15 protein-coding genes are annotated in these 10,402 nt (G+C 44.3%); 7 read left to right on the top strand and 8 right to left on the bottom strand.

Annotated features, from left to right (window positions below):
• Positions 1–121 precede the first annotated feature (121 nt).
• Positions 122–376 (top strand): hypothetical protein, encoded by a 255-nt coding sequence (locus J7J62_08265; GenBank protein MCD6125148.1) that lies wholly within the window; start codon positions 122–124, stop codon positions 374–376.
• A gap of 169 nt (positions 377–545) precedes the next feature.
• On the opposite strand, the gene J7J62_08260 is transcribed toward J7J62_08265, so the two are convergent.
• Together J7J62_08260 and J7J62_08255 are read right to left on the bottom strand one after the other, a co-directional pair.
• Positions 546–1,049: a transglycosylase SLT domain-containing protein gene (locus J7J62_08260; protein MCD6125147.1), complete on the bottom strand. Its 504-nt coding sequence runs from the start codon at positions 1,047–1,049 to the stop codon at positions 546–548.
• The gene (locus tag J7J62_08255) at positions 1,042–1,356 is read right to left on the bottom strand and encodes a hypothetical protein (protein MCD6125146.1); all 315 of its coding nucleotides are present in this window, start codon (positions 1,354–1,356) and stop codon (positions 1,042–1,044) included. The genes J7J62_08260 and J7J62_08255 overlap by 8 nt, the downstream gene beginning before the upstream one ends.
• Positions 1,357–1,540: 184 nt before the next feature.
• Here J7J62_08255 and J7J62_08250 point away from each other — a divergent pair, with 184 nt between their 5' ends.
• The 3 genes from J7J62_08250 to J7J62_08240 are packed head-to-tail and all read left to right on the top strand — an operon-like array spanning position 1,541 to position 4,142.
• A complete protein-coding gene (locus J7J62_08250) occupies positions 1,541–3,118 on the top strand; it encodes a hypothetical protein (GenBank protein MCD6125145.1) in 1,578 nt (525 codons plus the stop codon).
• A 41-nt stretch (positions 3,119–3,159) separates the two neighbouring features.
• Complete coding sequence (locus J7J62_08245; protein ID MCD6125144.1) at positions 3,160–3,807, top strand: hypothetical protein; 648 nt, start codon at positions 3,160–3,162, stop codon at positions 3,805–3,807.
• The gene (locus J7J62_08240; GenBank protein MCD6125143.1) at positions 3,804–4,142 is read left to right on the top strand and encodes a hypothetical protein; all 339 of its coding nucleotides are present in this window, start codon (positions 3,804–3,806) and stop codon (positions 4,140–4,142) included. Before J7J62_08245 ends, J7J62_08240 begins: the two co-directional genes overlap by 4 nt.
• Positions 4,143–4,154: 12 nt before the next feature.
• On the opposite strand, the gene J7J62_08235 is transcribed toward J7J62_08240, so the two are convergent.
• Positions 4,155–4,616 (bottom strand): N-acetylmuramoyl-L-alanine amidase, encoded by a 462-nt coding sequence (locus J7J62_08235; GenBank protein MCD6125142.1) that lies wholly within the window; start codon positions 4,614–4,616, stop codon positions 4,155–4,157.
• A gap of 38 nt (positions 4,617–4,654) precedes the next feature.
• Entirely contained in the window at positions 4,655–4,903 is a 249-nt protein-coding gene (locus J7J62_08230; protein MCD6125141.1) for a hypothetical protein, read from the bottom strand.
• 107 nt (positions 4,904–5,010) lie between these two features.
• Between J7J62_08230 and J7J62_08225 the strand changes: the two genes are divergently transcribed.
• Both J7J62_08225 and J7J62_08220 read left to right on the top strand, forming a co-directional pair.
• Positions 5,011–6,471: an MFS transporter gene (locus J7J62_08225; GenBank protein ID MCD6125140.1), complete on the top strand. Its 1,461-nt coding sequence runs from the start codon at positions 5,011–5,013 to the stop codon at positions 6,469–6,471.
• An 87-nt stretch (positions 6,472–6,558) separates the two neighbouring features.
• Positions 6,559–7,767, top strand: a complete 1,209-nt coding sequence (locus J7J62_08220) for a glycosyltransferase family 39 protein (GenBank protein MCD6125139.1) — start codon at positions 6,559–6,561, stop codon at positions 7,765–7,767.
• Here J7J62_08220 and J7J62_08215 read toward each other — a convergent pair.
• From J7J62_08215 to J7J62_08200, 4 genes are all read right to left on the bottom strand, one after another.
• Positions 7,764–8,804, bottom strand: coding sequence for a hypothetical protein (locus J7J62_08215; GenBank protein ID MCD6125138.1), 1,041 nt, complete (start codon positions 8,802–8,804; stop codon positions 7,764–7,766). The two genes, J7J62_08220 and J7J62_08215, sit on opposite strands and share 4 nt — an antisense overlap.
• Positions 8,805–8,878: 74 nt before the next feature.
• Positions 8,879–9,322, bottom strand: a complete 444-nt coding sequence (locus J7J62_08210; GenBank protein ID MCD6125137.1) for a hypothetical protein — start codon at positions 9,320–9,322, stop codon at positions 8,879–8,881.
• Positions 9,323–9,340: 18 nt separating this feature from the next.
• A complete protein-coding gene (locus J7J62_08205; GenBank protein MCD6125136.1) occupies positions 9,341–9,712 on the bottom strand; it encodes a hypothetical protein in 372 nt (123 codons plus the stop codon).
• 2 nt (positions 9,713–9,714) lie between these two features.
• A complete protein-coding gene (locus tag J7J62_08200; protein MCD6125135.1) occupies positions 9,715–10,077 on the bottom strand; it encodes a hypothetical protein in 363 nt (120 codons plus the stop codon).
• Positions 10,078–10,197: 120 nt separating this feature from the next.
• Between J7J62_08200 and J7J62_08195 the strand changes: the two genes are divergently transcribed.
• Positions 10,198–10,402, top strand: a 205-nt coding sequence (locus tag J7J62_08195) for a hypothetical protein (GenBank protein ID MCD6125134.1), incomplete at its 3' end; no start/stop codon positions are given.

Raw genomic sequence — 10,402 nt, 5'->3', positions numbered from 1 at the left:
TGTAAGCCCGACTGAAACGGATTGTTGTCCATGATGTGGTAGAAATTTGATGGATAATATTTATTTATAACAGTAAAATAAATTTTAAAGTGCTCATTTCGAGCATTTGTTAGGCGGGCTTATGCCCGCTTTTTTATTCATACACAATCCGATAAAGATTGGGCATAGCTCACTTGTTATTGGTACCTCGGGTGATATTTCGCTTAATGGTTCAGTTTCTTTCGCTGTTAAATCGGTGACGGCGGACTATACAGCGACAGCGAGCGACCGTGTGATATTATGTGATGCCACAAGTAATAGCATAACAGTTTCTTTACCCTCTGCATCTGGTATAACTGGAGAGTCTATACCATTAAGAGAATCCATGGTTCAGTAAATACTGTAACGATTGACCCCAATGGTAGCGAAACAATCGATGGAGCATCGACATATTCGCTGAGTTCTCAATGGGATTTCGTGACAATAGTAAGCGATGGCAGCAACTGGGTGATAATAGCTAAATAAACTTGAGGGGCGCACAATGCGCCCCCTTACATTGCTTAAAGTCAGCAAGCGAGACAGTATTCCCAATATTTAGAAATTATCGCAATAATATGGTTTCTTGCCCGTTCGCTTCCCAGAACATCGAGAATCTGCGGCAAGCTGTGTGGCGGTGAACATTGTGAGATAGCCCTTTTTATTCTGAAGTAGCCGACCTCAAGGGATAGGATTGCCAGAAGCAGCCTGTCGAGTCTGTTAAGCTGTGACTTTTCAAATCTCTCGTAGCACCATCGTATGAATTCCACTGCGACTTTTGTGTTTGCGTTAGGGTCAAAAATTGAGCTATCGATATCGAGTCCGAGTCTTATGGCGAATTCCTGAAACAATTGATTTCGCAGCGCGAAAAGTCCGCACTTCCCGTTACCATCAGAGAATTTTGGGTTCAGTCCCGAACGGATGTCCGCAGTGGCAACAAACCATATAGGGAATAATGTGTCATTTTCGCACTCTTTCGGGAATCTTTTCTGCACCTCCTTTGTTATAAGCAATGTTTTGATTATCTCAGCCATTTACGAGCTTCCTCCTTACCTGCGAGATTATTTCTCTTCTTGCGACATCGGCATCCTTCAGTCCACAGGCTTTTATTAATTTGTCGACTGCCTCATCAAGCCAGTTGTCCCATTTTTGGTCGGGGAACAATGTCAACATCTCGTCGGTGATGCGGTCTGCTATTAGTGCTATTTCCTGTGCTCTTGCCAGTCTTGCGCTTGAAGCGTGTATCCACGGCTTGATGTATCTGCCCGCTATGTAGCCGATAAGAAGCATAAAGACCGGCATAATGCCGAGCTCGATAATTTTGTCGATCAAGATGTTCATGAAAACCTCCTTTTTGATTGGGTTGTGTTGGTTTGGCGAATTGTTTTTGTGGTTTGCGATTTGGGGTTGACAAAAAAATTTAGCTTAGGTTGACAATCGGGTTGACAAAAAGCCTGCTTAGACCGATGAGTGCCGAAAAAATAAATTATTTGTTATAAGCCTATACTATAAATTTATTGATTCAATGAACCCAAAGCTTACAAAGTGGAAATCGATACTCGCGCTTCTTCTGCTGCTTGCGATGGAATTTTACATGATAGTTTTCCGCAGCCCGCAAAGTTGCGCAATACTGGCGTCCATAGACGATGGTTTCTATTATCCAAAGATAGCGTTTAATTTTTCTCGCAGCGGTGTCCTGACATACGACAATGTAACGCGAACCAACGGTTTCCATCCGCTCTGGGAGGCTTTTTTGATACCCATTTTCGGGGTCGCGAAAAACCCGAACACTGCATTAAAGGTCGTTTATGTTCTCATTTCAGTTATCATATTCGCTTGCGCCTACATTTTCCTCAAAATTTTTCAGCAGTCAGGATTTTGTCCTGAGGCGATTTTGGTGTCGTTCGGAATCTTATTTTTGAACATGCGCACATTTACTCTCTGGTTCTCAATGCTTGAGTCACCGTTAGTGCTGCTTTTCCTGGCAATTCTTATTCTGGCTTACGCTGATGGTTTAGCTAATCGGCGAACGCTTTCGTTTGGTTTCCTTGCGGGACTTCTGTTTTTGGCGCGGACGGATAATGTATTTCTCGTCGCGACACTTTTTGTGGCGATGCTTCTCTTTACCAGCGAAAAGTCCATATCTTCGCGATTTAAACGAGCCATTGAGTTCGGCTTGGGGGCTTTTTTAGTTGCGTTGCCCTATCTGGCGTGGAATGTTTTGAATTTTGGCCACTTGTTGCCAGTTTCAGGTTTAAGAAAAATTCGCCCGGGAATAAATATCCCGACCAGGATATGGCTTACTATAAAAGGTTTCCTTGATTACTGGAACTTCAGATTGTCCTACTTTCTCGGTTTAGGGCGCGGAGTTATCTTGGTAATTGAGTTGGTCGTTTTTGTTATCCTTGCGTTGATTCTGATATGGCTCTTTTCCAAAAGAAAAGCTTCCGCAACATCTTTTGTGGCTAAGAAGTTCGCTCCTTTCTGGGTGGCTGCGGGCGTTCACTATGTTTTTATAGCTTCTTTCATGTCCAAGGAAGCGGTAGGGTCGTTTTGGTATCTTGTGCCCGAGATTGTTACGGTCTCGTTTTTTGTGGGTGCCATTGTTAGCGACTTTATAGGCGCCGTCGGGAAGGTTCTGGGCAAATTAATAAGATTCGCAATTTTAACTTTGGTTGTCGTTTTGGTCTTTGCTCAGTTGGCTGGTTACATACACTATTTGAAGAAGCGAAATTTCGTCGCAGAAAAAATTTATCTTGCCGATTTTATAAGAAAAAACTTTCCCGAGGATGCGCTGTTTACGATGTATGATTCGGGTATTGTAAGCTTTTTTTCGCAAAGGAATTTTATTTCTGCCAATGGTCTCGCGGGCGATTATGAGCTTGCTCGTCTGGCTGCAACTAAAGATGCGTTCTCGCGCATAATAAAGCGTTACGGCGTCGACTATGTGGCTCTCGTTCTGCCTGATAGCGTGGTGAAACTTTACTCCGATAAATTCATCTACCAGTCAAAGCCGGTTGTTTACGCAACGATTCTCCGTGCGCGCTATGTTCTTCTTCGCGCCGAGGATTTTGAGCAGGAGATGTTAACAAAGAACAAATAATGTAATTGATACGGGATGTTTATTAAGTAAATTGTTAAATAATGAGAAAATATGCAGTATTAACAATGGATGTCGTCGGGTCCCGCGGGTTTGAGTCAGCAAGGTTGCTTAGCGTTCTTCATCGCTGTATCGACGATGTAAACGACAAGTTCAGCCGTGATGTTGCCGTGAGGTTTTCGATAGTTCTGGGCGACACCATTCAGGGGGTTTGCAGCCGAGTGCGCCGCGCATACGATATATTTCAATGGTTTGAGGAATTGTTGTGGCTTGAGGGCAAAAGCATTCTTAGGAAACCTGTTTATGTGCGTTGTGGTATGGGTATCGGAGGTATCGTGGATATTTCCCGACCCGCTGGCGAACAAACGGGCGAGGCTTTTAGTTTTGCTTCCGAAGCGTTGGACAAGATAAAAAGGTGTAAAGATTCGAGTTGCGTAAGTATCGTGGCTTCTAACAGGGAATTGTCTGAACTCATATCCGCTGCTTTCGGAATTGCTCAGGCTCTTAAGAACGGGTGGTCAAAAAGGATGCGCGAGGTGATTCTTCTTGCTCGCGAGGCAAAGAGTCAAACGCAGGTGGCAAACAAACTTGGTCTTACGCGGAGCGATGTCAAAAAAATTCTCATTAGAGCAGGATATAAAAGACTTCGAGAGTTCGAGAGGCAGGTAGCAAGAATACTTCCGTTGATATGAACCAATTAATAATTTATACATCGGGCATTTCGTTGTGCGCGTTGGTTGGCATTTTCATCCAGATGTTCCTTAAAGTTGTGTTCGGCTACAGCTCCCCGAAAATATCGGTCTGGATAGGGATTCTCGAACGAATGGTGATTTTTATCGTCATAGTGTTATCGGGCAATTTTAGCATAGTGGGCTGGGTGCTGGGCGCTAAATCTGTCGCTCGGTTTGCGAGGGGCAAGAGTGAATCTGAAGTCGAGGTTTACTTTGTTGGCACGCTGCTTTCGCTTTTATTTGGGCTATCTATAGCTATCGCTGCACGGGCAATGATGGAAAACTGTTTGCTATAAAAATGCGTGGGCTCACGAAAAGAACTCCCGCCTTACTACTTCAACTTTGAATCCTGGACAAATTTTTGGTGCAAAATTGTTGTGACCAAAGATATTTTCGAGCGGAATGCCAAATTTTATTCTAAGCGCAGCAACCAGTGCTTTGAGTGACTCGAGCTGGTTTTCAGTGAACCACATTTCTGGCTGTCCGATGAATTTAGGGTTTCCTATCAAACATATTCCTACTGAGTCAGCATTATGTCCCTTAGTGTGGGCTCCCTCGCGCCACCATGGCCGTCCAATCTCTATAAGACCATCATCGGAAGCATTATATTGGCCTTCTTTGCGGAAACCGTTGAGGATGACATAATGGTAACCAATATCGGAGAAACCGCGCATTTTATGCCACTCGCGAATTGTTCTGACATCGCCAAAATCGCTGGCGCTACAATGAATTATAATGCGTTTTATTTGGCGGGTGTGTTTCGGGTTCATAAGTTGTATATAAATTCTTTTTTTGAAATATCAATACTTTAAGACCTCGTTACATCCCACTTAACCACAAATTGCGACTTCCAGACAGTTTTCACTTGACCATCGGGGAAGGATAATTCTATGTCAGCGGCGTAGGACTGCGGTGTTAACGCTGTGTCATCGGGAGTGAGAGCGAGTAGCATTTTGCCGTTTGATGGATTTATAATGATGAGGTCCTTGGTGAGAATAACTTCTTCAGAAACTTCATTTTTCCTTGCCGTGAATTTTGCGGTCGAATTTAGGATCATAATTAGTCTCCTCCCCAAAATTTTTTTCTGAAACCGCGATTTTTCTCAAAAAATCTTGACAAATCGGATTTCGTCCATAGACTTGCGCAAAATTTTTTGGGTTAGGTATGATAAAGCTCAGAAAAGAGCGAGATAACTCGGACCTGAGAAAGACCATAGTATATTCCACCGCCTCGGGGATACTCGCGAGCATCTACACGAACCTTGGCGGTGGTACTTTTTTGGTCAAGTATGTGCTTGAGCTGGGGGCAAAGCCCTTTCATCTGGGGCTTATGACCTCAATAGTACAGCTGTCTCAAGTTTTCCAGGCACTGGGTGTGTTCGTTCTACAGATTTTCAAGAGCCGAAAGAAATCCGTGATGTGGATAATCGGTCTTTCTCGGACGGCGCCGTTTCTTTTTGGAATGTTGCCGTTTCTTTTGCCAAAGCCTGCGGCTTTATTTGTGGCACTGTTTATTCTTGCAATAACTACCGCTACTCAGGCGTCGGCGGCGAACATCTGGACAGGATGGATAGCTGACATGATTCCACTAAGGATTCGCGGCAGGTTCTTCTCGATGAGAAACCGCTATCTAATGCTTGCAGGGATGATCGTGGGATACATTTTCAGCACATTCTATGACCTTTTCGACCCCAATGGCGGCGCTATAGCCGAAAGAATAAAAGCATGGCTTGGCAATCCTTCGTTTCTTGCTCCTGAGAATAGGTTTTATGCGCTGGCGATTATATTTTTCGTTGCCGGGCTTGTGAACATACTTTGGCTTTTCGTAATAAAGCACCAGCCAGATTCCCCGCCAGTTAACAATAAACATCCATTCTTCAGGACACTAAAGGAACCTCTCCGGGATAGCAATTTCCGCAGATTAGCACTTTATTCGATATGGTGGATGTTCGCTGTTGGTATAGCCTCGCCTTTCTGGGCACCGTTTATGATGCGAACGCTTAGGATGTCTCTTCTTGAGATCCAAGTTTACGGCACTGTAAGCGCTATAACATCGTTTTTCACGCTGCGTTTCTGGGGGCATTTTATCGACAGGTTCGGCAACAAAACTGCGATGAGGCTCGCGATAATTTTCGGTGGTATAAATCCGCTTGTATGGCTTTTTGCTACCCCCAAGAATTACTGGATGCTTTTTGTTGAGGCTGCCTCTTCAGGGTTCATGTGGGCGGGGGCTAATATAGTTGCTCAAAACTTCGTGCTCGCTATCGCTCCTGAGGAGAAAAAGCAGGTTTATTCGGGCGTTTTTGCGGCTATCTCGGGACTTGCAATGACGACATCCGCCTTTCTTTCGGGCGTTTTCTTGCCCAAGCCAATGAACTTTTTCGGATATCATCTGTATCCAGAGCAGGTTTTGTTTCTTATAACAGGTTTGGCGCGCTGGTCAGCTCAGATACCGTTAAGCTGGGTTTACGAGGCAAGAGCATTGCCTCTCGGTGTCGCGCTTTACAAAGTAACCCGTGGACCAAAAAGACTAAGGTGGCTTAACATAATAATGTATCGCGTGTTCAAAAACTCCATAGAAAACCACATAAACGGAAACGGGAATTCTCAGGGAAACTCACAGTGAGTGTGGTAAATCATATTACGCAGTGTTTATAGCCTTGACATTACCAGCCGATGAAACTTTTATTCTTCTTGCAACCTTAATTTTACAATGACTAAAGAGCGAAAAATCCTTATTTTGGCGCTTGTGCTGGGGTTGCTGATTCGCTTTGCGGCGCTATGGCTTCTTGATGCGAAGAATTTTTTATACAACGACGAGAGATTTTACTTTCAGCTCGCAAAGTCGCTGTCGGCAGGGATGGGGCTTTTTATAGTGAATCACTTTACCGCAAGGGTGACGCCCATGTACCCACTTTTCCTTTCTATTCCTCTTCACTTTTGCTGGAGTTTGACTTGCGCAAGAGTTTTTCAGATTTTTTTCATTTTGCCGGGTGTGCTGCTTATTTACAGGCTTTCCAAAGTTATTTTCCATAGCGAGAAAGTAGCGGCTTGGACGGCGCTCGTTTATTCTGTGTATCCGCCTATAGTTTACATTTCCTTGCTTCTTTATCCGCAATTCATTTTATCGCTGATAATTCTTCTGGTGCTCAACTTGGTTATTGACGCTTATCGCACGCACCGCGAGAATTTTTGGCAGTACTTACTTTTTGGGATTATCTTCGGCGTTGGAGTTCTCACAGTGCCCACATTCATTGCTTTTTTTATTGTTTCATTTGCGTTTCTTTTTTTCAGGGTTGCAAACCGGGCGAAGTTTGCTTTGTGGGTCGTTCTGGGATTTTTGCTCGTCTGGGGTCCATGGGTTGTAAGAAATTACAACAGATTCGGTGTTTTCATTCCGTTATCAACGGGTGGCGGGGAAGTGCTTGTCGCTGCTAATCATCCTGATGCGACACCGTCGTCATATGTTCCGTTGTCAAGCAAGCCGTGGATAAATGAGATGGGTAAATATTTACGAATGGGCGAGATAGAGCGCAATCGTGAATTGAGCAGGCTTGGTTTCAGCTATCTTTTTGAAAGGAAGCTTTTCGGGATACCGTTTATTCTCGCGAAGTTCGCCAACTTTTTTCGTCCCTATCCAAAACCCATAACAGAGGTTAGCATGCCCGATTGGCTTTACAAATTAATCTACGCTTTATGCTGGGTTCCGGTTTTTATTTTTGGCGTTCTGGGTATTTTCCGTATGCGCAAAAGTCGTGAGGTGATTTTGATTCTTAGCTGCATAATTGTTTTTGCGTTTATTTATGCGATATATCTTACCCGCGTTCGTTACCGCATACCCATTGAGCCCATTTTCCTTGTGTTTGCTGTGGGTTGGCTGCTGGAAAGGTTTGGAGTGGTCAAACTTAGCGAAGCAATTTAAACTCTCCTCAGCCAGAGCCGTATTTCGACATCCTCAAGCCCAGATGGTGATGGTGAGTAGATCATGAGATTGCTTTCGGGATATCTACGAACAAAGATGGACGGATTTCCAGTAGCTGTAGCCTCGCTTCGGGCAAATCGTTCGCCCGATTTAACAGTGAGCTTGTAAAGTTTTCCGCTGAAACTGTCCGCAAAATAGATGTCAGCGTCTGAGGTGGGCGCAACCCTGGTCTCTATTTCTATTCGTATGAGATACAAGTCGCTGGGGAAACTTAATGTTTTTGCTGGAGCGTTTGTCGGGAGTTCGTTTTCGTCGATGGTTGTTGTTGGGAATAAGCCTGCGACGAACGAACATGGGGTTACAATGTAGTCGCACGAACTTGTCTTTTCACATGACGAAGATATGGATTCGCAGAATTCTTCGAGTTCGGATGTCAGGTCAATTTCGATGTCAAATTTGTCTGTGGGCGTGGATGTTCCTGCGCTGTTTTGTGCCCAGATTTTGAAGCTAAGGACGACATTCTCAAAAGGTTTGCTCTCAAGGTCCGCAAAGCGTAGCTCATTGGGAAGCAGACATTCGGGTGTATAACCCGCGTAAAGTGTTCGGCTGTTCTCGTCCACCGTTATTTGTTCACCGGTATGATGGTATTCCCCTCGCACGATGTAAATGGTCCCCGGAGCCTGAGCGTCCCACTTTATGTGCACGCATTGAGTGGTGATTTTTATCGTCACATTCTGCGGGGTTTGAGGTGGGTCTGCCTCGAGGTTTGTTATGCGCGTTTCGTGGTCGTCAAGCGTTGAAGTTATGTCATCGGTAGGGTGGAATCTTCCCTGAAAGTGTTCCAGCGGTGTCCATGTTGTGTCCTGCGGAGAATCCTTATAATATATATCATAAACACCCGCATCGAGCAGTGCCGAATATACGCCGTCGCCGTGGTCGGTAAAATCGGTGCCCTGCGTGTATGGGTCGCCACCTTCAGGGACAGCGCGCAATGCATGCCCCGTTTCGAGCCTTATTAACATCAACCTTTTAGCCATAATAGCGCTCCTTGTTTAAAGTTAAGATTTTAATTTGGATATGATTTATTGGCTTTCGTTTTTACATTTGGGGTCTATTCCACCCAAGGTTCCGTATCCGATTCGTCAGCCTCGGGGATTGCGGGAGGTTCATCGGTTATGAAGACCGCCTCAACTGGTCCATAACCTTGCGGAACATCGTCAAGGAACCATTCGCGCCATCTGCCGTACGGGACCACTTTGTATCCATTTCCTGGTTCCCCAGGGATTACGAGGCGCAATGTGTGGTTTTCGGGGTCGTCATACCAGAAATTGATAATTTTGCGAATGGCTGCCATTCCGTCGCCATCAAGGAAGTCGAATCGAAGCCGTATTAGTTGCTGCATGGTGTCACCGCTAAAGACAGGTTCGGGCGGATAATAGGTAACGCCGCACTCAGGAAGGTTAACCTCACCGACTTTAACATTGTTTACGAACAGTATAAATTTGCTCGTAAGGCTTGGAAATAAAAGCTGGTTTTCGTTTAAGATCTGAGCCATTTATAACCTCCGTTTATGCTACTTTATCATCTCCGCCCACGAAAATGTTGCATTAATGCTTGCGCTGTCTTGTTTTTGCGCGTTGATGTGAATATTTCTTAGTTTTATGGCAAGCGATGAGGCAGTCATGAATACCGCCTCAGCCAGTTCCTTGGTGAGAGTTAATCTGTCGGAAACATCTGTTTTGGGAGTGAATATAATCTCTATGCTAACGGTTGCCGCGATGGTCGCCACTTCCTCTGAGACAGGGTTATTTTCTATCCTTACGATTTTCAACAAGGCTGCTGGAAGTTGCGCCGCCGGGACTGGGTAGTCACCCACAAACACGGAACGAAGCGCGGGAACTAAAATTGATTGCTCTCTTAATTTTTGTAGAATCGTGTTTATCATTTTCACCTCACTATCTCAGGACCTTTACTTATTTTTTCGGCAATAACGGAAAGGGCGCGTTGCAGTTCGCGCTCGAATTTGGTTTCGTAGTAGATGGCTTTAAGGTAGAAGATGTCGCCGCGGCGGGTTGAGTTTTCGCGCATAATGAGCGCAAGATTCAGAAGAACCCCAGAATTTTTGAGCAAACCCACATTATCAATAAGGGAGAGTGGGTCGTCCAAGTGGGAAAATCTGTAGTTTATTCGCTCGGCAATAATGTTTTTGACTTCCTCGTGGCGATAATAGTCACCTATTTGCATCAGCAGTTCTTTGTCGTATGTCAGAAGGTCGTCCGGGGAGTATAGTGTTATTTCGTCCCAGTTCATGGTATTTCTCCTTTTGGTTTTTGGTTGACATAGTGCGAAAAATATGCTTAATTGATTAAACAGTAGGGTTGTTTGATTAATTACGTTGAACAAATAGTAGGGTTGTTTGATTAATTGGTTATGCCAGCTAATATTGTACATATGCTTATTGCTGAAGAAGCGACCAGAATTCTAATTTCTATTTTAAAAGAGAAAAGAAATAATTTACCAGGAAGTTATGGAAATATTGCCTCGTTTTTGTCAAATAGAAATTATGTCAAATTTCTAAAAACAGGCTCGATTCTTCCTGATATTCCCGCATATAGCCTTAAATATCAGAAGAAAA

It is taken from the genome of bacterium (assembly GCA_021159335.1).
GTDB lineage: Bacteria > UBP14 > UBA6098 > B30-G16 > B30-G16 > JAGGRZ01.
This window is presented reverse-complemented; position numbering and strand designations above follow the sequence as displayed.

Coding starts and splice junctions, on each gene's coding strand:
- J7J62_08265 (MCD6125148.1), top strand. CDS start 122: ATGCCCGCTTTTTTATTCATACACAATCCGATAAAGATTGGGCATAGC.
- J7J62_08260 (MCD6125147.1), bottom strand. CDS start 1,049: ATGGCTGAGATAATCAAAACATTGCTTATAACAAAGGAGGTGCAGAAA.
- J7J62_08255 (MCD6125146.1), bottom strand. CDS start 1,356: ATGAACATCTTGATCGACAAAATTATCGAGCTCGGCATTATGCCGGTC.
- J7J62_08250 (MCD6125145.1), top strand. CDS start 1,541: ATGAACCCAAAGCTTACAAAGTGGAAATCGATACTCGCGCTTCTTCTG.
- J7J62_08245 (MCD6125144.1), top strand. CDS start 3,160: ATGAGAAAATATGCAGTATTAACAATGGATGTCGTCGGGTCCCGCGGG.
- J7J62_08240 (MCD6125143.1), top strand. CDS start 3,804: ATGAACCAATTAATAATTTATACATCGGGCATTTCGTTGTGCGCGTTG.
- J7J62_08235 (MCD6125142.1), bottom strand. CDS start 4,616: ATGAACCCGAAACACACCCGCCAAATAAAACGCATTATAATTCATTGT.
- J7J62_08230 (MCD6125141.1), bottom strand. CDS start 4,903: ATGATCCTAAATTCGACCGCAAAATTCACGGCAAGGAAAAATGAAGTT.
- J7J62_08225 (MCD6125140.1), top strand. CDS start 5,011: ATGATAAAGCTCAGAAAAGAGCGAGATAACTCGGACCTGAGAAAGACC.
- J7J62_08220 (MCD6125139.1), top strand. CDS start 6,559: ATGACTAAAGAGCGAAAAATCCTTATTTTGGCGCTTGTGCTGGGGTTG.
- J7J62_08215 (MCD6125138.1), bottom strand. CDS start 8,804: ATGGCTAAAAGGTTGATGTTAATAAGGCTCGAAACGGGGCATGCATTG.
- J7J62_08210 (MCD6125137.1), bottom strand. CDS start 9,322: ATGGCTCAGATCTTAAACGAAAACCAGCTTTTATTTCCAAGCCTTACG.
- J7J62_08205 (MCD6125136.1), bottom strand. CDS start 9,712: ATGATAAACACGATTCTACAAAAATTAAGAGAGCAATCAATTTTAGTT.
- J7J62_08200 (MCD6125135.1), bottom strand. CDS start 10,077: ATGAACTGGGACGAAATAACACTATACTCCCCGGACGACCTTCTGACA.